A 25370-nucleotide genomic window follows, 5' to 3' on the forward strand; every position below is an offset into this window, starting at 1 on the left:
GCTAGGCGATAGACCGGTCGCTCAAGGTCAGGCGCGCAGCGGGCAACGCACCCGTCAATTCCGTGCGGTGTGCCAACCATGAGGACCATCCGAGCCGCATTGGTTCCGTCGCCGTCAACCGAACCGGCTGCGCGGCTTTCAGCATCAGGCGCAATACCAGATGTACGTCCATCGGCGATTGCAGATATCGGCGTACCAGCCAGACCATCAGCGCATGCGTCTCGCCGCCGGGCAGGAACGCATCGTAGCGTGCGCGGTCGTGCAGCACGCAGGCTAATTCGATACCCGCTGATTGATCCCAGAATCGCTGACCGAGCCCGCATTGACCGTCGAGACGGATGGTCGTGCCATATTCGCTGCCGGATGTCGCGGCGTTGCCGGCGTCGTGCGATGGCGTGCGATCACCCAGTGTCAACGGGGAAGCGCGATCCAGCGGTACCCATGCGCCAACGAACTGCCTGGCGGTGAATGCCGTGCCCAGCCGGTCATGCAGCAGCGTGAGCAAGCCGATAATCGACCGTGGCGCCGCGCCTAGCAGTCCCGCATGTTGCAGCCACGGCCGCGGTCCGGCGTCCCCCGGCGCGGCGGGGTCCCCAAGATTGGCCAGCGCGGCGGCGCTACGAACCAACGGTGCGTCCCGTAAAGGCGCCGTGTGCAACGATGCCGTATGTTTCTTTCGGCTCCGATAAAGAAATGACAAGAAGCGATGGTGGAAGATATCGAGAAATGCCCCGGTGGCATGATCGCGGGCAGCGTTACGCTGGAGGATCAGCTCCGTGAACGCCACCGGCAACGGCCCCTGAACGCCAGCCAGAGACATCACCGGGGTGGACAGCAGGTAGGCGGGATCCGGCGTCGAGGTCGGGCGCGTTGCGTATCGCGCCGTCCCCGCTCGCACCGTGTGAATATCGGCGCATGGGAACCGCAGCGCGATATACGCGCTGAAACGCACGCCTTCGTTGCGGCCATCGCCCGTTCCCAGCGCGACCCTGCGATCGTCTTCCCGGGTTGCCGCGCGTTCGAGAAGGCTGATCGCCTGGAACAGGTTGTAGCGGTACGGCGCGGCCAGCAAATGCGAAACGCAGGCCGCAAGCGGCGTTGCGGGTGATCGCGTCAACAGCGCGCCGTCATCGTCGCTCGTTGCATCCTCGCCGGTTTCATGCGGTGCAACCGCGTCGAGAGCAATGAGCGTGTTCATAGCAGTTGCTGCAAGCCACTCATCGGTGGCCATTTCTTCCACGTTTCATCCCTGCCGCGCGACACCAATTGCACGAAGGCGTTGATCGATGTGTACATTGCAAAAAAACGACTGAGCACGGCGCTGAGCAGAAGTGGCGAACTGCCTACGAAAGCGTCGGCATCGAATTGCAGGACGATCTCGGTGCCGCGACAAAAGCCACGCCAGCCGTCATGTCCGATATGCGCGGTGGTCGGACGTGTGCCGACGCGGCGGATGCCGTGTATTTGTTTCTGGTTGCGCTCGCTCTGAGTGGCGAACAGCATCAGCAAATCGTGCAGCCAGGCGGCGTGCTGGTCGTCTGTCGCGGCCTTGCCGTGCGCAGGCGAGGTATGCTGCCCGTCGGCTGGGTGCGTATGTGATGCTGACCTGTTTCCTTGTAGCAGGGATTGGTAGTTCAATGTCAGCAGCGATACAAGATGCCAGAGCGTGGCACTTCCAAGCGGCGGATCGAATTGGGATGTCGGGGCGTAAAGGCAATGTGCGCGAACATGCTGGGAGACGGCTTCGAGCAACAGTGTCGCGCCGCGGGTCACTTGTTCCGGCAGGCGACGGTTGGTACAGATCACGGTTGCATAGACGGTCTGTTCCGCAGGGGCGGCTGGCGTATTGTCGTGATCGGAAAATGCAAGATAGATTTCCGTGCCGGACAGGTCCACGCGTAACGCGCGTTCGCGGCGCGCGCTCCATCGTACCCCGGCATCGGGCGTCACCGCTTTTGCGCCATTGCCCGTCAGCGGCGGGATCGTCATCGTGCTGTCCGACAGCGGGTCGATGCCGATAACGGATTCGACGGAATAGATCTCGGTTTGCGCATGGTTGCGCTGATCCGCGACAAGGTGATATTCGTACTGCCGCTGGTCGACGACGATCGGCTCGCTGGTACGCGAGAAAAGATTGATGGCCGGCACGCAGCCGAGCACGAAATTCGCGGCATGCACGGCAAGCGCCGCACCCGCGTTCGATGTCAACGTTGCGTCACCGGTGCGCGACAGCGTGGTCGTCAGGCGTAATACGATATCGACATGGCGCCCTCTGCCCAGCGCACCATCTGGCACGGTCAGATCGAAAAAAAGAAACTTGCGCGGAAACGCGAAGTATTCTTGCAATAACGTATAAGGCAAGTAAGCATGGTCCGGTGGTGCCAGTACCGTTTCATCGGGTGCGAAGCCGACTTCGCGCCATGCCGATGCGGGCAGCATCGTGTTCTGCGGCTCGACTGTCGATAGAGGGTCATCGCGCATCGAGGTTGGCGCGGCATGGATCTCCACCCCCCGGATATTTGCAATCAGCAGGTCGTACAGTGGCATTGTTTCAGTCCAATCGCCATTCAGATGGAATCTCAGCGAGTGGATATCCAGTTCTGAAAAATCGGTGTCGTCACTGGTCGCCAACGTCAGCCGCAACGCATCGGTACCTTCGAAATAAGCGTCTACGACTGTTACAGGCCATAATATGCAGTCCCATGCAGTACGGAAGCGACATGACGCGTCATGCGTGGTGCGCACTTGCATTTCGGTATGGCGCGGCACGCGGTAACCCGCGGTGACCTTGCCTTGCGCCGGATCAAGCGCCATCCGTGCAATCGTCATCGAAGGCACCGGTTGACCGAGCGAGGGACAGGCGTTGGCAAGCAGTGCGGCAGGTACTTGCGGAAAAGATTGATCGAGATCGCGATGCACGCGTGCCGCGAGAAAGGCGCTGGCCTCGATCAGCCGCTCGACGTGCGGGTCGCGCACATCGTCGCCGTGTAGCGCGAGGCTGTTGGCGACCTTCGGATAGCGCTGCGCGAAGGCGCTGCCTTGTTCGCGAAGATAGCCGAGTTCGCGTTTGTAATAATGCAGCAGATCGTCGGATGGCGTGTCATGCATCGCGTGAGTCCGTTGGCAACGCTTGGGTGTCGGGCTGCATGGCCGCGTCGGGTCGAGGAGGGGAGTTGGCGTTCGCCCTGGAAGCCGCGTTATCCGGTCCGGTTCCGGCTTCTGGTGCGATGTGCCCGCTCGTACTCATCGCAAATGTCGTGCGCTGTTGCGCCCGTTGCCCCCACAGCATGCCTTCTATGCGGACTCGCGCATCAGCGCCGCGCTCGGGAGTAGGGGTGATCTCCACGGTCACGTCATGCAGGCGTGGCTCAAAGACGGAGATCGCATGCCGGATCGCTTTTGCCAGCATGGCGCGATCATGGATCGACGCCATTGTCATGGCGGAACTGTCTGGGATCCCGTAGTCGAGGAGATCCGCGGCTTCCGACACGAAGACGTCAAACGGCAAGCGCGAGCGACTGGAAAGCAGGCGCTGTAATTCGTGAAGGATGGATTGCTTCAGAAAGGTGTCTGCCACGTGCGGACGTGTTGCCGCGTGTGCTGGCAGGGCGAGGCGATCGAAAAGCGGCAGGCTGGCAGCAAAGGAATTTTTGGGCATCGAATCACGCGGGTCTAATGAAACGCTTCCCCTACACAGGTAGCCTGTCTGTGCGGCGTGCCGTGAAAAAGTTCCATTTCGCCAACGGTGCGCGGACGTGCATCGGGCTGAATATCGCGCATCTGCCGCGGGACCGAGCGGCGAAGCATTATAATTTGCCCATAGCACGGTGTTCGTGTCCGCGTTTTGCGCGTGCGCACCGAATTTACCCCCTCCGTGATGACTGTCGTTTTATGAATTTTTGGGAAGACGTGTGGCGTCAGACGCCACTCCAATTGTCGGATTTCCCGGTGCTGAAGGTCACTGACGACCACCATGATGGCTGGCTGGCATTCTGTATCATGTTGACGATGCCGGACCACTGGCACGCCAGGGAACGGCGCAACGCGGCCGAACGCGGCCGGCGCGAGCTCGCTCAGGCCATCGAGACCGCATGCCACATAGACATCGACGATCCGACACGGGTGTCGATCGTGAGCATGGGGAATGCCAGCGTCAGTCTGTCATTGCTGGTATCGTTCCGGGACGCGCCGGACGCCGCGCGATTCGCGGCGGTCGCGAAGGTCTTCATGGGGTAGGCGCACCGCATGATTCCGCCGTGCCGTGCTGCGCCCGCTGCCTGGCACGCCCGAGGGCGCCGACGCACGCGACGTACTGCACGCCGCGCAGGCGAGGGGAGACGACTGTTATTGCAGCGGCTTGTCGTTCGGTTGGGTATTGAGCGCTCTTACGTCGTCGCTCATCGGAAAATCGAGATTAACGTTCTTTGGCGGCGTGGGTGACATGAACCATTTCGTGTAGCTCGCCGTCTGTACTCCGGAGTGCTGCCGTTCCGCGATAACGCTATCCACTAATTTCTTGAAGGCCGTGTCCCCCTTCGGCATCATGCAGCCATACGCTTCGCGCGACATCGGCGTACCCACTATTTTCCAGTTCGCGGGCTTGTGCGCCGTGGCGCGATAGCCTGCCAAGACGGGATCGTCCATCATATATGCCGCCACCCGCCCGGTCTCCAGGATCAGGAATGCCGAGGCAGCATCGACTGAACTGACCACATTCATATGCAGGCTCTTGGTTTCGTTGAGCCCTCGCAGCAAACGCTCCGATGTACTGCCCGCGACCGTCACCACGCTCTTACCCTTTAAATCGGGGAAATCGTTGATCGATGACGACGTTGGCACCAGCAGGCGGGTGCCGATGACGAAGAACGTATTGCTGAAATTGACCTGATTTTCTCGTTCGACATTATGTGTGGTCGAACTGCATTCGAACTGGATCTGGTTGTTCTGCACCAACGAGATCCGATTCTGCGAGGTGATAGGCAATTCTTTTACGGGCAGATTGGGCATATGCAACCTCTGCTTGATCGCATCGACGATGGCCATGCTGAGGTCCATCGAGAATCCCATATAGTGACCGTCCTCGCCAAGATACGAGAACGGAAACGAGTTGTCGCGCACCCCCATGGTGATGACGCCGGATTGCCGGATACCGTCGAGCGTCGGCCCGTCCGCGTCCACCGCATGCGCGTTCGGGGACAGCAGAGCAAAGGCAAGCACGATAGTGGGCAGCAAAGGGGGAGTAAACCGCAATAGCGAGCAGCGCGACATGGCCATCCTTGTGGAAGTACGGATAAGGTGAGGGATCAGCGAGGCATCGTTGCCGGACAAATCCCAAAAATCCAGGGTGTCAAAAAGATTCGCTGTTTTCGCGTCGCAAAATGGTCGAGATGTTCGACCTGCTGGCGGCGGTCGACGGTGCCTGGATGGTGATGGCGTAATAAACCTCGTCAGGAGGACGGTTCCTCGGCTATTGGAGGTCCCAGGTAATGCGCACGCGGACGCAGCAGCGTGCCACTGTTGACTTGTTCCATCGCATGCGCCATCCAGCCGACGCTGCGTCCGATGGCAAACAGGGCAAACGCGGCGTCATCGGGCAAGGCGCAATACTCGGCCAGCGCCACCAGCGCGACGTCAATGGTCGGTTTTCGGCTAGTACGCCGATCCACGTATTCGATGGTTGCGCGAATCACATCGGGCACCGGAAACGCGGCCAGCAGAGAGGCCGCCCGCGGATCCCCTTGTGGATAGAGTGGATGCCCGAAGCCGCTCAGCGGCGCCGTGGCGGGATCGCTGGCGGTCAGCGCCGCCCCAATGCGGTTTTCCACACCGTCCCGCGCGGCCTCATCGAGAAAGCGGCGGACCCTTTCCGGGGCGCCGCCATGCCGGGGGCCGGACAATGCAGCCAGACCTGCCAACGCACACGCACCCAACGAGGCACCCGTGGACGCGGTGACGCGCGCGGCAAAGGCCGATGTGGTGAGTTCCTGGTCTGCGAGCAATACCAGGGCACGACGCAAGAGATCGGCATGCCGATCGGCTCGCCATGCCGCGGCGATACGCAGGTGTAATGCGCGCATGTCGAGCACCTGCCGCGGCCTGCCTTTCTTCTCCGGCGCGTTTGCCGTCGCGGTGACATCGAATGGGACAAATCCGCTCGCCAGTCGACCGACAAGGCGTGCGGCTTCGCCAAGCATATCGGGAAAACCCTGGGTATCCGAGGGTACGCCTTCGGCTGCGGCGCGTCCCAGCATCGCATAGGCGCGTGCGCAGGACGGGGGCATGCCGCCCTGCGGCCAGTCGCTTGAAAAATATGGCGGCGTGCGCGAGCACGTGTCGCGATCACCGATGATATCGTTGCGATTGGATCGAAGCGACAAAGCTGGCCTTCCAGCTTGTCCGTCCGCCTCGCCCCACCACAGCCGTTGCGCGGTTTCCTCTAGCGTGTCTGTCTCGGAAAGCTGGATGGCATCAAGACCCCGGTAATAGAGCCGCCCACGGACAACGGTGGAGATACGTGTACTGACGATGGGTTCGCCCCACGCCATCGTACTTGCGGCGATTGTCGTGCGGGCGCGTCCGCGATTGCGTTTGTGGAGTAAAGCCCGCACGTCGGAGGCGGAATAGCGGTTGCGCCCCACGCGCGACGGGTCGCGGCGGACTTCGATCTGGCCTCGGCTAACGTAGGCGTAGAGGGTCTGCTGGCGGACGTCCAACGCAGCGCACGCCTCCTCCTGCGTCATCCAGTCCTTGACGTTGATTGAATCAATCAAGATTGACGCTCATTGGGCAGACCAGTTTAATGCACTAACGGACTGTCTTGCGATGGTCTAAAAAAAGACGACCCGCTACGACGAGAGTGGGCAACTACACAATATAAGAAAAATGGCGGAGCGTGTCGGCACGCGTCGCCAAGACGGAGACATCAACATGATGAGAAAGCGCCAGCCTTCGGCTTCCGTGCGCCGTTTCCTCGCGAGCGGCCCATTCCTGCCAAACCTTGCCTGTCCACCGCTGGACCCCTGAACGCCGCTCGTCCGAACCATTTATTCGATGCGAGCTCACCGCACGCGAGCTTGCCACGTACGGCATGCCATTCGCTTTCGTGACCAGCATGGGATGCGATACCGGTCGGTCCCGCCGGCCTGGAAATTTCCAAGGAGGAGCAGCATGTTTTCCAACAATACGACCCATGCCGTGTCGTCGTCCGCGGCGGTGCGTGCCACGCACACGCGATACGGGATCCTTGCCGCCATTCTGCTATTGGCCACGATCGCCTACGCCGATCGCGCCATCCTATCGATCTCCGGACCAGGCATTGCCAAGGAGTTTGGGCTCAACCACATCCAGTTGGGCTATATATTGTCCGCATTCAGCTGGGCCTACGTGATCGGCCAGATTCCGGGTGGCCTGCTGCTCGACCGCCTGGGCACCAAGACAGTGTACGGCGTGACGTTGATTCTGTGGTCCATCGCGACGATTCTAGTCGGCGTGGTCGGGAAGATCACGACGGACCTGTCCGCGGCGCTCAGCCTCCTGTTTGCATTACGTTTCGCGCTTGGTTTGATCGAAGCCCCCAGCTTTCCAGCGAACGGCCGCGTCACGGTGATGTGGTTTCCGAAGTCCGAACGGGGTTTTGCCACGTCGTTGTTCGCCTCGGCATCGTATTTCGCCGTGGCGATTTTCTCGCCACTGGCGGGGTGGTTGGTACAGCACTATGGCTGGGCGGCGCCATTCTTTACGTTGGGCGTGATTGGCCTCGCCGCGGCGGTGTTGTGGTATGCGGTCATGCATGAGCCGCGCAAGCATCCGCGTGTCTCGGCCAGCGAGCTGGACCTGATGGTTGCCGGTGGCGCGATGATCGATATCGACGCGTCACACGAACGACGTGCACGCCCGGCGATGTCGTGGGGCCTCGTGCCGATGTTACTGGGCAATCGCATGCTGTGGTGTGCCTATATCGGGCAATATTGCACGATTGCATTGAGCTATTTTTTCATCACCTGGTTCCCAATCTACCTGGTCCAGGCACGAGGCATGAATATCGTCAACGCGGGCTTCGCGACGATGGTCCCGGCCGTTTTTGGTTTTCTCGGCGGCATCGCGGGCGGTGTCATCTCGGATATGCTGATCCGAATGGGGTGGAGCATTTCATGGGCACGCAAGACACCGTACATTGTCGGCATGATGGTCGGGTGCTCGCTGGTGCTGTCCGCCTATGTTGACAGCAACGTACTGATCGTCGCCCTGATGGCGTTGGCGTATTTTGGTAAAGGGGCGGCCGCGGGTGCCGGCACCTGGGCCGTCGTCAGCGACACGGCGCCCCGCGAAGCCGTGGGGCTGGCGGGCGCGGTGTTCAATTGCGTGGGGAACATCGGGGGCATCGTGACTCCGATCGTGTTTGGCTACATCGTGCAACTGACCGGTGGCTATACGGTCGGCCTGTACTTCGTTGGCGCGCACTGCTTGCTCGCGGCCATTGTGTATCTGTGCTTCATGGGTAAAATCGAGAGAGTCAAGATGCGCTGAATGCACATCGCCTTATTCCTCCATTCATTCTATCGATATGACAAAGCCCATTATTCTTAATGCCGCGGACTTGCCGGAATGGACGCATGACGAGTTAAATGCATATTTTTCCGTCCGCGACTTGCCCAGGCACGCGGATCAGGTGGCCGCTTTTCTACGCGAGCATGGTCGGTCGATTCGTGGCATCGCACTGCGAAAGACGAAAATCGATGCCGCGTTTCTGGATGCGATGCCGGAGTTGGAAGTCATTTCCAGCTATAGCGCCGGACTTGATAATGTCGACGTGGCGGCGGCACAGGCTCGTGGCATCAAGATCGAGAATACCTCGCATATTCTTGCCGAAGACGTTGCGAACACCGCCGTGGCATTGGCCCTGGCAGTCACACGGCGCCTCGTCGATGCCGACGCTTTCGTGCGCGCCGGGTCATGGTCTGAGCATGTGGCATTTCCGCTGGGCAGGTCGATATCGCGGATGAAAGTAGGTGTCGTGGGGTTAGGCGCAATTGGTTCCGCGGTGGCGAAGCGCCTTCAGGCGCTGGGTGCCGAAGTGGCTTACTTCGGGCCGAACCGTAAGCCGGTCGATCTCCCGTATTACGATGACATCGCACGCCTGGCCGCGGATTCGGATATGTTGATCTTGACTTGCCCATTGTCCGAGGCGACGCATCATCTCGTGAACGCGCGCGTCATCACCGCCCTGGGTCCTCGCGGCTATATCGTCAACGTCGCGCGTGGCCCCGTGATTGATGAAAAGGCGCTGGTCGCTGCCTTCGCGAACAACGCGCTTGCCGGTGCCGCGCTTGACGTGTTCGAGTACGAACCGTCGGTGCCGGAGGCGTTCATCCAGGATCGCCGTCTCGTTCTGGCGCCGCATATCGGCTCGGGAACCGAGGAAACCCGTCGGGCGATGGCCGAGAATGTCGTAGATGCATTGGCGCGGCATTTCGGCGTCGCGGGGCCGCGCTCGAAAAGCTGATCCCGGCGGCGTTACACTCTGTTTGCGCCGGAACGCTCCGGGGCGTGCGATCTTCAGGCGTCCCGTAGCGCGGCGAGCGTGCGCGCGATACCTTCGGGATACGGTGTTTTCGGGATGGGGCCAATGAGCGCCTGTAGTGCCGTGTCATCCAGGATGACCGGATGCGTCAGCAGGTAGTGCATTTCGACAAATTCACGCATGAAGGGATTGAACAGTCCGACGAGCCGCAGCATCGTTTTCCCAGCAACGCGCGTCTTGATGTTTCGACCGGTCTGCCGCGCCATTTCTTCGACCAGCGCTTGCTGGGTGGTCACGCCGGCACCGCCGAGATGCCAGACGCGGCCATACGCCTGTGGCGTTTCCGCTAGTTTCGCTACTACCGGACCCACATCGGGTACATAGACGAATTCATGGGGGCGGTCGATCGGTCCGACCATGTCGGCCTTGCCGCCGCGCACCGCTGCCACCGCTGCCCCGTGTAACAAGCTGGCCGATATCGATGGTCCGTAAAAATCCGGCAGTCTTAGCACAGCGGCATTGATGCGGCCATCGGCATGTGCTTGCAAGACGAGATCTTCCTGCGCTTTTCGCATTCGTCCTTTGAACGTATGCGGTGTCCGTGGATGGTCCTCGCGGAGGGGGAGCGTGCGCGGCATGCCGTATGGATAGACGGTGCCGATCAGGATCACATTGCGGACGCCGGCAGCGATGGCGCCCTCCAGCGTCTTGCGCATCAATGCCGGATGCAGCTCGAATTTCCAATAAGGTATCCCGACCAGGTAGATGATCGTCTCGACGTCCTTGGCCGCCGCGATGATCGATGCGGGTGTATCGGGATGCCAGGTGCGAATGTCGGCAAGTGGGTCCTTGCCAAACAGGCCGCGTAGCAGCTCGGCGTCACGGCCCACCACGCAATAGGATTGACCACGCCTGCCAAGTGCCGATGCAATGCTTTGGCCGACGGCACCCGTGGCGCCGAACAGGGCGATCTTCGGATTCATATGACACGCTATATGTTGGGGTGGATTATCTAGCCGCACCGATGGATTTTTGCGACACGCGGCGCGACGGCGTTCTCGTGCGATCAGCCCAGGCAGTGTGCGGTAATGCGGAGGTAAATGAAATCAGCTAAATTAGCGTTGCAGCTATACAAAAATGCATATCATGTCCAATAGCGAACCCAGTTGGGAGTGGTACCGTACTTTTCTGCAGGTGCTGGCGACGGGATCGCTTTCAGGCGCCGCACGGGCCATGGGCATGACGCAGCCAACGGCCGGTCGCCATATCGATGCATTGGAAGCGTCGCTCGGTGTCACCTTGTTCACCCGTACCCACGACGGATTTGCGCCGACGGACGTGGCACGCGAACTTGAACCCTATGCCGTCAATCTCGCATCGAATGCCGCGGCGTTGCGGCGAACCGCCAGCGGGTACGGTACGGCAATACGCGGCAGCGTACGTCTGAGCGCCAGTGAGGTAATTGGCGTCGAGGTGCTGCCGCCAATTCTTGCCGCGCTGCGCGCCCGCCATCGTGAATTGCGAATCGAACTGGTGTTGTCGAATGCGCCGGACGACCTGCTCAGGCGTGAGGCCGATATCGCCGTACGGATGTTTCGCCCGGAGCAGGCGGCATTACTGGTGAGGCGGGTAGGCGCCATCGAGGTCGGGCTATATGCTCGGGCCGACTATCTAGCGCGGGAAGGGATGCCTGAGTCGCTCGAAGCGCTCGGACGACATGCCACTATTGGCTTCGATCAGGAAACCGCCTTTATTCGTGCGCTTCAGCAGCGCCATGGCGAGAGCCTGCGGCGCGATACCTTTTCGTTGCGCACCGATAGCGATCTCGCTCACTTGGCCGCAATACGCGCGGGTTTTGGTGTCGGTTTCTGTCAATGTCATCTCGCGGCGCGAACGCCGCGGGTGGTCCGCGTACTTGCCGATGCGTTCGTCCTGAAAATGGATACCTGGATTGCCATGCATGAAAACCTGCGAGGCAGTCCACGTTGCATGGTGGTATTTAATGCATTGGCGGAAGGCTTGAAAAGTTATATCGAGCATGGTGCCGACGCTCCGCAGGTTTCCATCGGTCCGGAAACGGGTTGACGTCACGGCGTCCTCCTTTTAGTGCGTCATGCCCATGCATGGGGCGATCACGCACCAACCATGTGATCCAACATGGACCATATAGTCCATGAAAATCAGAGTGATTTTTGTCAAGTTATTGAATCATTGGAATTTCTTCTTTCTGGCACGGAACGTGGATGGGTATTCCCATACTACTGAGGAGCCGCGACATGAAAGTTGGGGTGTTTCTTCCTATCGGTAACAATGGATGGCTGATTTCCAGTAATTCACCGCAGTACATGCCAAGTTTTGCGTTGAATCGCGACATCACGCAACGTGCCGAGCACTATGGCATGGACTTTGTGTTGTCGATGATCAAGCTGCGCGGCTTTGGTGGGAAGACGGAGTTCTGGGATCACAACCTCGAGTCCTTCACGCTGATGGCGGGTCTCGCCGCGGTGACGTCGCGAATCAAGCTTTATGCCACTGCTGCGTCGCTGGTAATGCCGCCCGCGATCGTGGCGCGCATGGCGTCGACCATCGATTCCATTGCCGAAGGGCGGTTCGGCGTCAACCTGGTGACTGGCTGGCAGAAGCCGGAGTATTCACAGATGGGCCTTTGGCCGGGAGATGCTTTTTTTGGCTCGCGGTACGCATACCTATCCGAATACATTCAAGTCATGCGGGATTTGTGGACGACCGGTAAATCGGACCTGAAGGGCAACTATTTCAAGATGGATGATTGTCGACTTAGTCCGCGCCCCAAAAAGCCGGTCGAGGTTATTTGCGCCGGTGCGAGCGACGCCGGCATGGCGTTTTCCGCGCAGTACGCCGATCACAACTTTTGTTTCGGCAAAGGGATCAACACGCCGACTGCATTTGCGCCATCCGCGCGGAGATTGATCGAGGCAACGCGTACTACGGGTCGCAAGGTCTCAACCTATGTGCTGATGATGGTGATCGCCGATGAAACCGACGAATTGGCCCGCGCCAAGTGGGAGCATTACAAGGCAGGTGTCGATCTCGACGCCGTGTCCTGGCTGGGCGAGCAGGCTGCCGCTGACAAGCAGTCCGGGGCCGATACCAATGTCCGGCAGATGGCCGACCCGACTTCGGCGGTGAACATCAATATGGGGACGCTGGTGGGCTCGTATGCCAACGTCGCGCGGATGCTCGACGAGATCGCGACCGTGGAAGGCACGGAGGGCGTGTTGTTGACGTTCGACGATTTTGTCCAGGGGATCTCGCATTTCGGCGAGCGTATTCAGCCGTTGATGCAAAGCCGTGTCGGCGTGGCCTCGCCAGTCACCTCACTGGCTGCCTGACTTTCCTTTCTTGTCCGGAGAGCATCATGCATGATGCAGCACCATCCCCCATCGCCACGTACGGCACGCGTGCGCCCGAAACCGTCGTGGTTCTGCCCTGCAAACCGGAGCCGCTGTCGCTCGATCCAGCAGCTACGGCGCTGATCATCGTTGACATGCAGAATGCGTACGCATCGCTTGGAGGCTATGTCGATACAGCCGGCTTCGATATCTCCGGCGCGCAAGGTACGATTGCCAATATTGCCGCTATTGCCGAGGCCGCGCGTGTGGCTGGCATCCTCGTGGTTTATCTCCAAAATGGCTGGGATGCGGCGTACCAGGAAGCGGGTGGGGAAGGGTCGCCGAATTGGCACAAGTCCAATGCATTGAAGACGATGCGTCGGCGCCCGGAACTGCATGGCCAATTTCTTGCAAAAGGGGGGTGGGACTACGCGCTCGTGGATGCATTGCAGCCACGGCCGGGCGATCTTGTCGTGCCCAAGACACGCTATAGCGGCTTTTTCAATAGCACACTGGACAGTACATTGCGAGCGCGCGGTATTCGCAGTCTTGTCTTCACGGGCATCGCGACGAACGTGTGCGTGGAATCCACGGTGCGGGATGCCTTTCATCTCGAATACTTTTCGGTGATGTTGCGCGACGCCACACACGACCTCGGCGGCAAGGCGATGCAACATGCGAGCGAGTACAACATCGAAACGTTCTTCGGTTGGACATCGGACACGAATACCTTCATCGAAGCCATCAAACGTTGAATAACCCCAGCCAAAGTAAATGCAAGGATATGTCCCATGAAGAAATCGATCATTCCCGCGGGTTCGGGTACGCCAATCGCTCCATTCGTGCCTGGCGTGCTTGCACAGAACACGCTGTACGTATCCGGTACGCTGCCATTCGATGAGAAGAACAATGTGGTTCATGTGGGTGACGCCGCGGGACAGACTCGGCATGTGCTTGAGACGATTTCGCGCGTCGTGGCGGAAGCGGGCGGAACAATGGCCGATGTGACGTTCAACATGATCATGTTGCGTGATTGGTCGGACTATGCCGCCATCAACACGGTCTATGCGGAATTCTTTCCCGGCGAAAAACCGGCTCGATATTGCATTCAGTGCGGTCTGGTCAAGCCGGACGCGCTTGTCGAGATTGCCTCGATTGCGCATATCGACCGCCCGGTCTGAACGCGCGCCATGACCCACTCACTCCATTTCGAGGTACACGGGCCGCGCAATGAAACAACGCCTGTCGTGTTGTTGTCGTCCGGTCTTGGCGGCTCGGCGAACTATTGGCGGCCGCAGATGGGGGCTTTGCGCGAGCAGGGTTTCCAGGTCATCGTCTACGATCAACGGGGAACGGGCCGGAGTCCCGCGACGCTGCCTGACAATCATACGATAGGCGCAATGGCCTCCGACGTTATCGATGTCATGGAGGCAACCGGCGTCGCCAGTTGTCATTTTGTCGGGCACGCGCTGGGGGGACTGGTTGGTATGCAACTGGCGCTAGATGCACCCGAGCGGCTGAACAGCCTCACGCTGATCAATGCATGGCCCGCGATGCGGTCTGCCACGCGACGGTGCTTTGATGCACGGCTGCAATTACTCGATCACGCCGGCGTCCGACCGTACGTCGAAGCGCAACCGATTTTTTTGTATCCCGCTACTTGGATAGAGGCGCACCCTGCACAGGTTGAGACGGAGGTCGAACACGCTATTTATGGCTTCCCGCCGATTTCCAATATGCGGCGGCGCATTGCGGCGTTGAAGGCGTTCGATGCGACGGAGCAATTGTCGTCGATAACGGTGCCGACACTGGTAGTTGCCGCGCAGGATGATGTGTTGGTTCCCAGCAGCGCGTCGCATGCCCTATGCGCGGGTTTGCCCGCCGCCACGCTGCATATGATGGCGCATGGCGGTCATGCCTGTAATATTACTTGTCCTGACGCGTTCAATTGCACGCTGCTGGATTTTCTCGCTGGTCTGAGGTGTTAAGACGTGCGACTGCCTGGCAGGACGCCGTTCAATACGATTTCACAAAGCGTACGTTCGGTCTCTGCAAAGAACGTCGCATCTCTTAGCGTGCTGCCGGTCAGCGCTTCTACCTGAAACGAAAAGTCCGCATAGTGCTGCGTCGTGGCCCACAGAAAGAAAATGAGATGATGCGGCGTGACCGGGGCCAACTTGCCTTGTGCAATCCATTGCTCGATGACCGTGCGCTTTTCCTCCACGATCAGCTTCAGGTTGGAGAGTAGTTCCTCGCCAAACACCGGTGCGCCTTGCATTATTTCAATACAGAAGAGGCGGGACGCCGCAGGATTGTCGCGAGAGGCAAGCAGTTTTTGATGGATATATTCGCGCAACGCGACGGCGGGATTCTGGGCCGGATCGAACGCTCGTAAAGGCAGCAGCCAGATTTGGAGCAGGTCACGCAGCAGGGCTGCATACAGCTCTTCCTTGTTGTTGAAGTAGTAGAGCAGATTCCCCTTCGACACATCCGCGCGCTCGGCGATCTGGTCGACACTGGTTCCATGAAAACCGTATGTTGAAAACAGATCCAGTGCTGCGGCAAGAATCGTTCGACGCTTGGTGTCGATCTGCCGCTGACGCCGGAGTTGGCTCGCTTCGCTGGGTGCGCCGCGCTTGCGTCGCGGCACGCTTTCATCGTCATTACCGCGCAACTTCACCATTGTCTGCCCTGATGTTTTTGATATGGCATTAAAAATAGCAAGCGACTATAGCACATGCATTGCGCCGGTACTTATCACGCGGGAGACGGCGCGTGAACTGCTCAGGGTGCTCTGCGCGGTATGTTTCGAGCCTTCGATTCAAGCACCTGGGCAGAGGTCGCGGCATACAGGGTGGCGCAGGAAACAACGATGACTTGCGCCGCTTGAATAAACCGCGTAAAAATCGGCACATAGACGACACGTCGGCGGTGCGGGATCAGTGACCCCGGCGTGTCCGGTAAGGCGTTGCCAATCCGGATGTGGTCGTAAAGCCGGCTGTGCGACCGAATCGGTCGTCGGCTGCGGTCCATTTCGTATTTGTTTGCCGATGCTGTTACCTTTTTCCGCCTCATCTGGCCTCGTGACGCCCGTCCGTGAGGTCATCGTGCCGGTTCGCTTCGATGTCACAACGCTATCCGCTTCGGCACAGTTATTGGCGTGGCGTGAACGGGTCGGCCAGTTCGTTGACGTGGAAGTATCGCGTGCCAGGACGCAAATACCATTCAATGCGTGGTTCGATCGTTATGCAGTGGGTGACTACGTCTTCGTGAATTGCTATTCGGATCATGTGGCGCTCGAACGATCGATTGGGCGCATCTCGCGTGATAATGCCCGTAGCATCACGTTCCACGTATTCTTTCGGGGCGAGCCCGCCACGATCTTGCGCCATCGGGGGAATCGACACGACGCTCCCGCCGACGTCGGAGTGCTTGCCGCGGATCTGGAGCAGCCACTGCGGTGGGCACGTCAGTTAAGCTGGCATGCCAATATTTTTGTGCCAGCGCGTCGCCTGCAGGCGCAATTCATCGATCCGGGTATTTTGCATGGTCGTTGTCTGGTTGTCGGCTCGCCGGATGTGTTGCTGATCACGGAGATGACTCGGGCGTACGCTCGCGATGTCCGTCAGATGACCGTGCAAGAAGCCCACTTCCGGCTGGAGCGCATCATCGACTTGATCGGCAACGCGTATGGCAAGGACCTTGGGTTGGGTCCGAGCGCACAAGCCGTTGCGCGGGAGCGCGCCATGAATCGGGCCCGCCGGTACATCCATGAGCATTTGTTTGAAAGTGATCTTACGCCGGAGCGCGTCTTGCGAGTATCGGGACTGTCGCGAGCCTCTTTGTACCGGTTGTTCGAACACCAGGGCGGACTCGCTGCCTATATTCGGGATTTGCGCCTGAGAGCGGCCGCGACCGACCTGGTCCGCTTGCCGGACCTGCCGATCAAGGATATTGCGTACTCGGTGGGTTTCAAAAGTGCTTCGGACTTCTCGCGTGCTTTTCGCCGTGCCTTTGACACGACTCCCCAGGAACTGCGCGGCGAGTTGATCTGAAATCAGTCGAAAGCGAGACAATTGCACGTTAAAAACGCCACGGGCAGATGCTAAACCGATGTTTTTCTCAAAAAAATGAGACGCATTGTCAAGCTGCTGAAATCCGTACTGCTAGGATCGACCCGTGCTGGCAGTCCGCGTTCATCGCCATTCTGCCGAGAGAGGAAGGGGGACGCCGAAGTAGGCGAGCGGGCCTGCCGGCGACACACCGGTTGACGGGTAGCAGCATCTGATCCGTCGTTCGGGAATGATATTTCGTTCTTCGAGTGTCTGATAATGAATCACGCCGCGCCGCTTTATGTCCAGTTTCTGCAAGCGTCGAACCTGTCTACCGCTGATTTCGGGTTGCCGAAGCTCGACGCCGTGGAAGAGGAAATTCTGAATACCATCGGTCGATTCCAAGCGGCCGGGCAGCCTTTGTGCGTCAAGGAACTGTTACATAATCCACATCTAGGGTCGCCAAGCCGCATTTTCGACCGACTCCGCGCCATGCGCTCGAGCGGGTGGCTCGCGATGGTGGACGCCGATGACAATCGGCGGAAGCGTGTCATGCTGACGGAAGACGCATTGCGGTTTTTCGATCATCTTGGCGATTGCATCAATCGCGTTGCCGCGGGTCAGCAGCCTTTCGCCGACGACCACTGATCGATTGCCGCCGTAGCGCCAGCATGGCTCATTGGGCGGCGTTTTGCCACTCCGACAGCCCTTCGCGCGTGTTGAGTTCGAGGAACGACGGACGGGCGCGCATCGCAGTGATATAGCGCATCAGGCAAGGCCATTCCGTCGCCGGCCGCGGCATGTGCCGTGACCATCGCATCAGCATCGTTGCCAGAAAATCGACCGTGGTCAGCGCTTCCCCGAGCAGGAATGCACGGTCGTCCGATAAATGTTGATTCAATTTTTCCCATGCCGCTTCAATGCGGCGCCGTGCGAGCGCTTTGACCGCCTCCGCGCCAGCCGGATCGCCATCAGTGGCGGCGTAAAACCAGTCACGCATGGCTGGCAATAGCGTATTTGCGAGATAAATCATCATCTCGAACCACGCGGCGCGATCAGTGGCGCCTGGCGCCGGAGCCAGTGCCGCTTCCGGATGTCGCTCGGCCAGCAGCATGAGGAGTGCGGCTGACTCACCACGGGGAGCGTCATCGACGATCAGCGTCGGCACTCTCCCCTCCGGGTTCAGGAGTCGATATTTCGGGTCATGCTGTGCACCGTTATTGATATCGATGCGAACGGCTTTAAAGGGCAGACCCAATTCCAGGAGCATCCAATGAACGGAGAAGCTGGCGGCGCCCGGGGAATAATATAGGGTATAAGACATCTTTATATTCCGATACGTGTCATTGACGTCATCATAAACGGCTGGAATACAGCCGTCGATCCGTTGCCGGGCAAGGAGCATGAAATCGCCAACCACGGTTGTAACGCAAAGCGTTCATGTGTTGCTGCATAAGCCCTTCATTGTCGCTGCGTTATATTCCCTTTGTTCCGACACGCTATGATCCAAGAATATCGGCGCGCTCGCGTGGCGCTTTTTCCGAGTTTCGCTTGCAAGCGCTGCTTAGGCCAAGGCATGGAACGGCGCGATCCCTTCTCTACAGGGCAGACGAGAGACAATGCAGATGGACAACGACCTCAGCCTTGCGGCATTGAACACCGCCGACCCGTCTACCTTCGTGGCATTGCTCGACGGACTCTACGAGCACACCGAGTGGGTCACGTCTCGGATTGCCGCGCAGCGCCCCTTCGTCAGTGCGAACGCGTTGCTGCATGCTCTCTGGCGCTGTGTGGCAGAGGCCAATGACGACGAACAGCGCGCGCTGATTTGCGCACATCCCGAATTAGGTGTGTTGGCTGGCTCCGTCAGCGATGATGCGGTCCGCCCATCAGAGGTGGTTGACCGTCCACGGAACGGAGACGGGTTGCCTGTGCGTGGCAATCCGACCCTCACGGCTGCATCTGCCTATGAACAGCAAGTTGCTGGGTTGCGCAACGCGCTGCCGGATGCACTGCGTGAGGCATTGCAACACGACAACCGTGCATATCGCGCGCGTTTCGGGTTTCCCTTCGTTTTGGCGGTTCGCGGTTCCGATGGGGCCGGTATGACTCCAGAAAACATTCTCGCGGCGCTGCGGCGCCGTCTGCGACATAACGCCCATGACGAGCAGGCGGAGGCACTGCGGCAAATCAACCGGATCGCCGAGCTGAGGTTGCATAAACGCCTTGGTATTTTACCCATGCGGGGCCTGGCGGTATTGCGTTGGTGCGACCAGTTGGCGATGCATAGCGAAGATGCGGACGCGTTGACCTGTACCTATTTGACGCCCGCCCATCGGGCAAGTGCACGGGATATCGCGCAATGGATGCGTGAAGCCGGTTTGCGCACCCATATCGATGCGTTCGGGAATGTCATCGGACGCTATGTATCAGATGTACCCAACGCCCGTACGCTGTTGACCGGATCGCATTACGATACGGTACGCAACGGCGGAAAATACGATGGGCGGGTAGGCATCCTGCTACCGATCGCGATGATCGCCGGATTTCAGGGCAGGAAAGTGCGCCTGCCGTTTCATCTGGATGTGGTCGCATTTGCCGAGGAAGAAGGTGTCAGATTTCGAACGTCGTTTCTTGGTAGCAGTGTGTTGACCGGTAATCTTCCCGATGCGCTGCTGGCGCGCGCTGATGAGTCGGGCGTACGTCTTGATCGCTTGCTTGCGGAAGCAGGATGGGGTGATGGCATCCACCGCGAGGGGCAGGACGTCGAGACCCCCGCCGCCACACCGACGATCGATGCGGCATGGCTGGCTGCAGTGCGCCGTAAGGCATTGGCACCGGAGTCTTTGCTGGCATATCTTGAAATGCATATCGAGCAAGGTCCTGTGCTGTTTACCGAAGAGGTGCCATTAGGCGTGGTAACCGCTATCTCCGGCAGCAAGCGGTATATCGTACGCTTGGATGGTATCGCTGGACATGCCGGTGCCATGCCGATGACGATGCGGCGCGATGCGGCCGCGGCCGCGGCTGAAATCACGTTGTACGTCGAGTCGCGTTGCAGCGGCATCGCTACATTGGTTGGTACGGTCGGTCGACTGGAAGTGCCAAACGGCTCGGTGAATGTCGTACCGGGCCGTTGTCTGATGTCGATCGATATCCGCGCTGGCGACGATGCGACGCGTGACGCGGCGGTTGATGATGTGATGGCGCACATCGCCGCCATTTGCGCGCGCCGCGGTGTGGAAGTCGGGATCGACCTCGTGCTTGCATCCGATACGGTCCCCTGCGCGCCGGCATTGCAGCAACGCTTCGCATCGGCGCTCCGCGAGTTGGGTCTTCCTTCACGACGCTTACCATCCGGCGCCGGCCACGACGCGGTGGAAATGAGTCGAATCACCGATGTCGGCATGTTGTTCATCCGTTGTGGCAATGGCGGGATCAGCCATAATCCGCTGGAGACGGTGACAGCCGACGATTTGGAACGGGCAGGGCAGGCCTTCGAATGGGTTGTGCATGACCTTGCCAAGGACGAATGGGCAACATTGGATCTCGTGCAAGCGGCGTGTCGGCGCGCGGACGTCGCCGAGGGCGGGAGTCTTTGAACAAGGTGCCGTCACCCGAAAGCCGCGCGACGATGCGCCATGGATAAAGATGACAGAGAACGAAACCCTTTCCGCACCGCACGACGGCGCACCGCTGGCCGCGATCTACCGTGCGTCGTTGTTGTATTTCACGAATGATCCTGCCATCGATGCCGGCGCTTTACAGTGGCATGAGGATGGCGCGTTGCATGTTTGCGGCGGTCGTATCGTGGATGTCGGCGACACCGCCGACGTGCTTGCGCGCGCGGCGATACCAGTGGAAGGACGGGCCGACAAGCCCGTCATGCATGACTGGCGTGGCCGAATCATCATGCCGGGCTTCATCGACACGCATCTCCATTTCCCACAAATCGAGATGATAGGCTCGCCTGCTCCCGGCCTGTTGCCCTGGCTCGAACACTATACGTTTCCAACCGAGAGGGCTTTTGAGGACCAGAGCCATGCCAAGGCCATCGCTGATGTTTTCGTCGACGAACTGTTGCGTAACGGGACGACGACGGCGATGGTCTATTGCAGTGTTCACCCCACGTCGGTCGACGCTTTGTTTCAAACCTGTGCCAAGCGCGACCTGCGAATGATTGCTGGAAAGGTCATGATGGACCGACATTGCCCCCCCTGGATTGCCGATACTGCGGAGCGTGGGGCGCGGGAAACGGAGGCATTGATCCAGCGGTGGCATGGCAAACAACGGCTGGCGTATGCCATCACGCCGCGTTTCGCCCCGACGTCAACGCCTGAGCAACTGGGGTTGGCTGGTGCGCTTGCCCAGCAATATAGCGATACCTACGTCCAATCGCACGTGGCGGAGAACCAGGACGAGGTAGCGTGGGTGCGCGCGTTATTCCCCGCATCACGCAGTTATCTGGATGTCTACGACCACGCTGGTCTGTTGCGGGAACGTGCGATGTACGGTCACTGCATCTACCTCGACGATGAGGATCGCAGGCGGATGGCCAGCACAGGCGCAGCGGCGGCTGTCTGCCCTACATCGAATCTGTTCCTGGGAAGTGGTCTGTTCGATTTCGAGAAAGCACGGGCATCGAAGATGGTGACCACGCTGGCGACAGACGTTGGCGGTGGCACCAGTTTCTCGATGCTGGCAACGATGAACGAAGCGTACAAAGTCGCGCGAATGGGTGGCTATTACCTCGACGCCACGACAATGTTCTATATGGTGACATTGGGTGCCGCGCGCGCCTTGCGACTGGAGGGCACCGTGGGTAGCCTCGGTGTTGGAAACGACGCGGACTTCATCGTCGTCGATCGTCACGCGACGCCTTTGCTGTCTCGTCGCACCGATCGCTGCACCTCCACTGACGAGGTACTTTTCGCTATCGCGATGCTGGGGGACGATCGCGCGATTGCAGCCACGTTTTCTTATGGCCGCTGCGTGCATCGCCGCGCTTGATTCGCATCACGTTGTTCCAAGCGGGGTATGACGCCTACCTTTGCATGCCTGTTGCAAAAATCCGGTCGCGGCACGCGATGTTGTCGCAACTGACCGCGACCGATATGTTACTTCGGCAGACTGCCGTCCACGCCTTCGACATACCAGTTCATTCTCTGTAGCGCGGGATCGTCGAGTTTCTGTCCCGCTGCAATCTTGACATTACCCTGCTGATCCTTGATTGGTCCGGTGAACACGTCCCAACTGCTGGATTCCATGGCTTGCCGCTTGCTGTTCACTGCACTCAGTACCGTGGATGAGAGGGCTTTCGTGTTGACATCCTCAAGCGAGACGGCATGTTGCGCCATGCCCCACCAGACCGGATCCGATTGCCATTTACCATCCAGCACTTGCTGAATCAGCGCGGTGTAATAGACGCCCCAATTTCCTACGACCGATCCGAGATGCGCGGAAGGTCCGTACTTTTCCATATTCGAATCCCAGCCGAATGCATGCACGTGTTTCTCTGCCGCTGTTTGCAGCGTGGCGGATGAATCCGTGTTCTGTATCAGGACATCCGCGCCTTGTGCGATCAACGTCTCGGCGGCTTGTTTTTCCTTGCCTGGGTCGAACCAGCTATTGATCCAGATGACTTTCGTATGGACCTTCGGATTTACCGAGCGTGCGCCCAGCGTGTAAGCATTGATATTGCGAACGACTTCAGGAACGGGTATCGAGGCGACGAATCCAAGGGTATTTGACTTGGTTGTCTCGCCGGCAATGACACCGGCGAGATAGGCGCCCTGATACATGCGGACATCATAGGTGCCGAAATTCTTAGCACGTTTGTAGCCAGTGGCATTGACGAATATCGTGTCTGGGAACGAGCGGGCCACTTTCAGCGCGAAGTCCTGGTATCCAAAGCTGCTGGCGATGACCAGCTTGTTGCCGCGGGCCGCGAGGTCTCGGAACACGCGCTCGGCATCCGCCGATTCTGGAATATTCTCGACACGCGTGATCTTTACCTTATCGCCGAAGGCGGCTTGTGCGGCCTTTGAGCCGGCATCGTGTGCAAAGGTCCAGCCCGCGTCGCCCGGATTACCCAGGTACACAAACGCGACTTCCAGCGGTTTGTTCTCCGCGGCGCTGGCGACAGAGCCCCATACGGTACTCGCGCCGCCGAGTAATGCGCCGGTACAGGTGACCGCAATGGCGTGCAATGCGGCGCGTCGCCGGGACGACGATGCCGATGACACGCCAGCGACGTCGGCCGCATCGGTTGCCTCGATGGAAGTGATGTCGCGGTAAGCGCGGGTGCGATGCATTGTAAACTCCTGGTTTTGCGTGGAATGAGTGGTCGCCGCAGTGAAAACGAGCGCGACGCGAAATCTCGAAATATTTGCGGTTCAGTTGGTGGGTGAAGACTTGCCGAGTGATGCCGGTGCGTTGAGGCGAATCATTGTTTCATTGCGCGATATCAATACGAGGACGACGATGGTCACGACGTAGGGCAGCATTGCCAGGAATTGCGTCGGGATGGCTAGCCCGCTGCCTTGCGCGAAAAACTGGCCGGCGGTAACGGCACCGAAGATCAGTGCGCCTATCAGGAGTCGGCCGGGACGCCATGTTGCAAATACCACCAGTGCAAGGGCAATCCAGCCGCGACCGGCAGTCAGTTGTTCCTGCCAGACATGAAGATAGACCACCGCGTAGTAGCCCCCGGCGAGGCCCGCCATGACCCCTCCGAAGAGCGCGCTGGCATAGCGAATGCCCTGAACCGGAAATCCCATTGCATGTGCCACGTCGGGCGCTTCGCCAACGGCACGCAAGGTCAGTCCGGCCTTCGTGCGATAGAGAAACCATCCAACGCACGGGAACGCCAGGAACGCCAGATACCCCACCGGCGACAACGAGAAAAAGGCGGGGACGACCACCGGAATATGCGAAAGGCCGGGTATGGGCAGTCCCTCGATCGTATGTGGCAGGGTCGCCGAGGTATAGGGCTTGCCGATATAGGCGGAAAGACCCGTCCCGAAAATCGTCAGCGCCAGGCCGGTCGCAATCTGATTGGCGCGCAGTCCAATCGCGACGATGGCGAACAAGAGCGCCATGACCATGCCTGCCAGCACGGCGCAACCCATTCCCAACCAGGGATTGCCGCTGGTGGCGGCCACGGCATATCCCGTAACCGCGCCCACAAGCATCATGCCTTCGACGCCGAGATTGATCACGCCTGACTTCTCGACGACCAGTTCCCCCAGTCCGGCGAGCATCAACGGGACCGCGGCGACAACCGTGCTCGACAGCAAGGCGGACGTTTCGTGGCCGTTCATGATAGTTCCTTTCCGATGGCGGGAGACGTAGGTGTGCCTGGCATGGCTTGCCGGATGGCCTGTGCATGCCGCCACCGTACCCGGTAATGAACCAGGACGTCGCAAGCAAGCAGGCAGAACAGCAATAGCCCCTGGAAAACGCCACTCAATGCTTGTGGTAGCTGCATCGATAACTGGATGGACTCGCCGCCGAGGTAGAGCAGCGCCATCAACATGCTGCCGAGGACAATACCGAATGGATGAAGACGTCCTAGAAAGACGACGATAATTGCCGTAAATCCATAGCCTGGCGACCACGTTGCCTGCAGTTGTCCGATGGGACCGGCTATCTCGCCCATCCCCGCAAGCCCCGCCAAGCCGCCACTGACAAGCAAGGCGGTCCAGGTCGCTCGCGTTGCCGAGAATCCGGCGTAGCGAGCGGCGGCTGGCGCCATGCCGCCGACACGGAGCCGGTAACCGACGGCGGAGAATTTCAGGGTTGCCCATGCCACGGGGATTGCAATCAAGGTAACCAGCACTGATGCATTCAGTCGCGTGCCTTGCCAGAAGACGAGGTGCCAATCACCGGAAAATGTCGGGTAGAGCGCGTTGACGTCGAACATCTCGGATAGCGGGAAATTCATGCCTTGCGGGTCTCGCCATGGCCCACTGACCAGATACACCATCAATTGCGGTGCCACGTACGTCAACATCAAGCTGACCAGTATCTCGCTGGTATTGAAGCGCGTACGCAACCATGCGGGAATGGCGGCCCAGAACATACCAGCGAGCACGCCCGCAGTCATCATCGCGGGCAGTAGCATCATGCGTGGTGTATCGCCACCGTAGATGGCAACACCGCTGGCCGCGATGCCCCCCATCAGCAACTGCCCTTCGGCGCCAATGTTCCAGACATTCGCGCGATAGCAGAAAGCAAGTCCGAGACCGATCAGGCATAGCGGAGAGGCTTTCAACAACAACTCGGACCAGCCATTGCGATTCGATAAGGGCTCTATAAAAAACGCATGCATTGCCGCGCCGGCGTCGGCGCCTGCGGTGCGGAAAAGAAGATAGCCCGCCAGCAGGGTCAGGGCCGCCGCGACCAAGGGTGCCCCGTATCGCATGG

At 59.5% G+C, this 25370-nt stretch carries 23 protein-coding genes; 12 read left to right on the forward strand and 11 right to left on the reverse strand.

Annotated elements, in window-relative coordinates; all coding sequences use genetic code 11:
- Position 1: 1 nt before the first annotated feature.
- The 3 genes from tssG to tssE are packed head-to-tail and all read right to left on the reverse strand — an operon-like array spanning position 2 to position 3658.
- A complete protein-coding gene (gene tssG, locus WM40_RS14810) occupies positions 2–1198 on the reverse strand; it encodes a type VI secretion system baseplate subunit TssG (protein ID WP_024903344.1) in 1197 nt (398 codons plus the stop codon).
- Positions 1195–3108, reverse strand: coding sequence for a type VI secretion system baseplate subunit TssF (tssF, locus tag WM40_RS14815; RefSeq protein WP_024903343.1), 1914 nt, complete (start codon positions 3106–3108; stop codon positions 1195–1197). The genes tssG and tssF overlap by 4 nt, the downstream gene beginning before the upstream one ends.
- Complete coding sequence (tssE, locus tag WM40_RS27955; RefSeq protein WP_024903342.1) at positions 3101–3658, reverse strand: type VI secretion system baseplate subunit TssE; 558 nt, start codon at positions 3656–3658, stop codon at positions 3101–3103. The genes tssF and tssE overlap by 8 nt, the downstream gene beginning before the upstream one ends.
- A gap of 233 nt (positions 3659–3891) precedes the next feature.
- On the opposite strand from tssE, the gene WM40_RS30170 reads away from it, so the two are divergent.
- Positions 3892–4236 carry a hypothetical protein gene (locus tag WM40_RS30170; RefSeq protein ID WP_157685005.1) on the forward strand — a complete coding sequence of 115 codons (345 nt, stop codon included), beginning with the start codon at positions 3892–3894 and terminating at the stop codon, positions 4234–4236.
- Between the two features lie 108 nt (positions 4237–4344).
- Here WM40_RS30170 and WM40_RS14830 read toward each other — a convergent pair whose 3' ends face one another.
- Both WM40_RS14830 and WM40_RS14835 read right to left on the reverse strand, forming a co-directional pair.
- Positions 4345–5268, reverse strand: coding sequence for a transporter substrate-binding domain-containing protein (locus WM40_RS14830; protein WP_082102808.1), 924 nt, complete (start codon positions 5266–5268; stop codon positions 4345–4347).
- Between the two features lie 179 nt (positions 5269–5447).
- Entirely contained in the window at positions 5448–6770 is a 1323-nt protein-coding gene (locus WM40_RS14835) for a citrate synthase family protein (protein WP_236693531.1), read from the reverse strand.
- Between the two features lie 397 nt (positions 6771–7167).
- On the opposite strand from WM40_RS14835, the gene WM40_RS14845 reads away from it, so the two are divergent.
- Both WM40_RS14845 and WM40_RS14850 read left to right on the forward strand, forming a co-directional pair.
- Positions 7168–8526: an MFS transporter gene (locus WM40_RS14845; RefSeq protein WP_036009583.1), complete on the forward strand. Its 1359-nt coding sequence runs from the start codon at positions 7168–7170 to the stop codon at positions 8524–8526.
- 37 nt (positions 8527–8563) lie between these two features.
- Positions 8564–9502 carry a 2-hydroxyacid dehydrogenase gene (locus WM40_RS14850; RefSeq protein WP_036009582.1) on the forward strand — a complete coding sequence of 313 codons (939 nt, stop codon included), beginning with the start codon at positions 8564–8566 and terminating at the stop codon, positions 9500–9502.
- Between the two features lie 53 nt (positions 9503–9555).
- On the opposite strand, the gene WM40_RS14855 is transcribed toward WM40_RS14850, so the two are convergent.
- Complete coding sequence (locus WM40_RS14855; RefSeq protein ID WP_046153242.1) at positions 9556–10503, reverse strand: NAD-dependent epimerase/dehydratase family protein; 948 nt, start codon at positions 10501–10503, stop codon at positions 9556–9558.
- A gap of 163 nt (positions 10504–10666) precedes the next feature.
- Between WM40_RS14855 and WM40_RS14860 the strand changes: the two genes are divergently transcribed.
- From WM40_RS14860 to rutD, 5 genes are all read left to right on the forward strand, one after another.
- Entirely contained in the window at positions 10667–11605 is a 939-nt protein-coding gene (locus WM40_RS14860) for a LysR family transcriptional regulator (RefSeq protein ID WP_082102810.1), read from the forward strand.
- Positions 11606–11796: 191 nt separating this feature from the next.
- On the forward strand, positions 11797–12891 hold the full coding sequence (gene rutA / locus WM40_RS14865; RefSeq protein ID WP_024903334.1) for a pyrimidine utilization protein A: 1095 nt from the start codon (positions 11797–11799) through the stop codon (positions 12889–12891).
- Between the two features lie 26 nt (positions 12892–12917).
- Positions 12918–13646 (forward strand): pyrimidine utilization protein B, encoded by a 729-nt coding sequence (gene rutB / locus WM40_RS14870; RefSeq protein WP_024903333.1) that lies wholly within the window; start codon positions 12918–12920, stop codon positions 13644–13646.
- A 36-nt stretch (positions 13647–13682) separates the two neighbouring features.
- Positions 13683–14072, forward strand: coding sequence for a pyrimidine utilization protein C (gene rutC / locus WM40_RS14875; protein WP_024903332.1), 390 nt, complete (start codon positions 13683–13685; stop codon positions 14070–14072).
- 9 nt (positions 14073–14081) lie between these two features.
- The gene (rutD, locus tag WM40_RS14880) at positions 14082–14879 is read left to right on the forward strand and encodes a pyrimidine utilization protein D (RefSeq protein ID WP_046153244.1); all 798 of its coding nucleotides are present in this window, start codon (positions 14082–14084) and stop codon (positions 14877–14879) included.
- Here the strand turns inward: rutD and rutR are convergent.
- Positions 14876–15574: an HTH-type transcriptional regulator RutR gene (gene rutR / locus WM40_RS14885; RefSeq protein WP_024903330.1), complete on the reverse strand. Its 699-nt coding sequence runs from the start codon at positions 15572–15574 to the stop codon at positions 14876–14878. The genes rutD and rutR overlap by 4 nt on opposite strands.
- A gap of 367 nt (positions 15575–15941) precedes the next feature.
- On the opposite strand from rutR, the gene WM40_RS14890 reads away from it, so the two are divergent.
- Both WM40_RS14890 and WM40_RS14895 read left to right on the forward strand, forming a co-directional pair.
- Entirely contained in the window at positions 15942–16946 is a 1005-nt protein-coding gene (locus WM40_RS14890; protein ID WP_052738341.1) for an AraC family transcriptional regulator, read from the forward strand.
- 276 nt (positions 16947–17222) lie between these two features.
- Positions 17223–17591 carry a hypothetical protein gene (locus WM40_RS14895; protein ID WP_046153245.1) on the forward strand — a complete coding sequence of 123 codons (369 nt, stop codon included), beginning with the start codon at positions 17223–17225 and terminating at the stop codon, positions 17589–17591.
- Positions 17592–17619: 28 nt separating this feature from the next.
- On the opposite strand, the gene WM40_RS14900 is transcribed toward WM40_RS14895, so the two are convergent.
- Positions 17620–18267 carry a glutathione S-transferase family protein gene (locus WM40_RS14900; protein ID WP_024903327.1) on the reverse strand — a complete coding sequence of 216 codons (648 nt, stop codon included), beginning with the start codon at positions 18265–18267 and terminating at the stop codon, positions 17620–17622.
- 295 nt (positions 18268–18562) lie between these two features.
- On the opposite strand from WM40_RS14900, the gene WM40_RS14905 reads away from it, so the two are divergent.
- Complete coding sequence (locus tag WM40_RS14905; protein ID WP_046153246.1) at positions 18563–20545, forward strand: hydantoinase/carbamoylase family amidase; 1983 nt, start codon at positions 18563–18565, stop codon at positions 20543–20545.
- Positions 20546–20594: 49 nt separating this feature from the next.
- Positions 20595–21953, forward strand: coding sequence for a guanine deaminase (gene guaD, locus WM40_RS14910; protein WP_024903325.1), 1359 nt, complete (start codon positions 20595–20597; stop codon positions 21951–21953).
- Between the two features lie 107 nt (positions 21954–22060).
- Here the strand turns inward: guaD and WM40_RS14915 are convergent, their stop codons facing one another.
- The 3 genes from WM40_RS14915 to WM40_RS14925 form a co-directional block, all read right to left on the reverse strand.
- Positions 22061–23257 carry a BMP family ABC transporter substrate-binding protein gene (locus WM40_RS14915; protein ID WP_081764901.1) on the reverse strand — a complete coding sequence of 399 codons (1197 nt, stop codon included), beginning with the start codon at positions 23255–23257 and terminating at the stop codon, positions 22061–22063.
- Positions 23258–23338: 81 nt separating this feature from the next.
- Positions 23339–24265, reverse strand: a complete 927-nt coding sequence (locus WM40_RS14920) for an ABC transporter permease (protein ID WP_046153247.1) — start codon at positions 24263–24265, stop codon at positions 23339–23341.
- Positions 24262–25368: an ABC transporter permease gene (locus WM40_RS14925; RefSeq protein WP_024903322.1), complete on the reverse strand. Its 1107-nt coding sequence runs from the start codon at positions 25366–25368 to the stop codon at positions 24262–24264. The genes WM40_RS14920 and WM40_RS14925 overlap by 4 nt, the downstream gene beginning before the upstream one ends.
- Between the last annotated feature and the right edge of the window lie 2 nt (positions 25369–25370).

This window comes from Robbsia andropogonis, assembly GCF_000970345.1.
In the GTDB taxonomy this organism is placed as follows: Bacteria; Pseudomonadota; Gammaproteobacteria; order Burkholderiales; family Burkholderiaceae; genus Robbsia; species Robbsia andropogonis.

Coding starts and splice junctions, on each gene's coding strand:
- WM40_RS14900 (WP_024903327.1), bottom strand. CDS start 18,267: ATGTCTTATACCCTATATTATTCCCCGGGCGCCGCCAGCTTCTCCGTT.
- rutD (WP_046153244.1), top strand. CDS start 14,082: ATGACCCACTCACTCCATTTCGAGGTACACGGGCCGCGCAATGAAACA.
- rutB (WP_024903333.1), top strand. CDS start 12,918: ATGCATGATGCAGCACCATCCCCCATCGCCACGTACGGCACGCGTGCG.
- WM40_RS14920 (WP_046153247.1), bottom strand. CDS start 24,265: ATGAACGGCCACGAAACGTCCGCCTTGCTGTCGAGCACGGTTGTCGCC.
- WM40_RS14850 (WP_036009582.1), top strand. CDS start 8,564: ATGACAAAGCCCATTATTCTTAATGCCGCGGACTTGCCGGAATGGACG.
- rutA (WP_024903334.1), top strand. CDS start 11,797: ATGAAAGTTGGGGTGTTTCTTCCTATCGGTAACAATGGATGGCTGATT.
- rutC (WP_024903332.1), top strand. CDS start 13,683: ATGAAGAAATCGATCATTCCCGCGGGTTCGGGTACGCCAATCGCTCCA.
- WM40_RS14895 (WP_046153245.1), top strand. CDS start 17,223: ATGAATCACGCCGCGCCGCTTTATGTCCAGTTTCTGCAAGCGTCGAAC.
- guaD (WP_024903325.1), top strand. CDS start 20,595: ATGACAGAGAACGAAACCCTTTCCGCACCGCACGACGGCGCACCGCTG.
- WM40_RS14845 (WP_036009583.1), top strand. CDS start 7,168: ATGTTTTCCAACAATACGACCCATGCCGTGTCGTCGTCCGCGGCGGTG.
- WM40_RS14905 (WP_046153246.1), top strand. CDS start 18,563: ATGCAGATGGACAACGACCTCAGCCTTGCGGCATTGAACACCGCCGAC.
- WM40_RS30170 (WP_157685005.1), top strand. CDS start 3,892: ATGAATTTTTGGGAAGACGTGTGGCGTCAGACGCCACTCCAATTGTCG.
- tssG (WP_024903344.1), bottom strand. CDS start 1,198: ATGAACACGCTCATTGCTCTCGACGCGGTTGCACCGCATGAAACCGGC.
- WM40_RS14915 (WP_081764901.1), bottom strand. CDS start 23,257: ATGCATCGCACCCGCGCTTACCGCGACATCACTTCCATCGAGGCAACC.
- tssF (WP_024903343.1), bottom strand. CDS start 3,108: ATGCATGACACGCCATCCGACGATCTGCTGCATTATTACAAACGCGAA.
- WM40_RS14855 (WP_046153242.1), bottom strand. CDS start 10,503: ATGAATCCGAAGATCGCCCTGTTCGGCGCCACGGGTGCCGTCGGCCAA.
- tssE (WP_024903342.1), bottom strand. CDS start 3,658: ATGCCCAAAAATTCCTTTGCTGCCAGCCTGCCGCTTTTCGATCGCCTC.
- WM40_RS14830 (WP_082102808.1), bottom strand. CDS start 5,268: ATGTCGCGCTGCTCGCTATTGCGGTTTACTCCCCCTTTGCTGCCCACT.
- WM40_RS14860 (WP_082102810.1), top strand. CDS start 10,667: ATGTCCAATAGCGAACCCAGTTGGGAGTGGTACCGTACTTTTCTGCAG.
- WM40_RS14925 (WP_024903322.1), bottom strand. CDS start 25,368: ATGCGATACGGGGCACCCTTGGTCGCGGCGGCCCTGACCCTGCTGGCG.
- WM40_RS14890 (WP_052738341.1), top strand. CDS start 15,942: ATGCTGTTACCTTTTTCCGCCTCATCTGGCCTCGTGACGCCCGTCCGT.
- rutR (WP_024903330.1), bottom strand. CDS start 15,574: ATGGTGAAGTTGCGCGGTAATGACGATGAAAGCGTGCCGCGACGCAAG.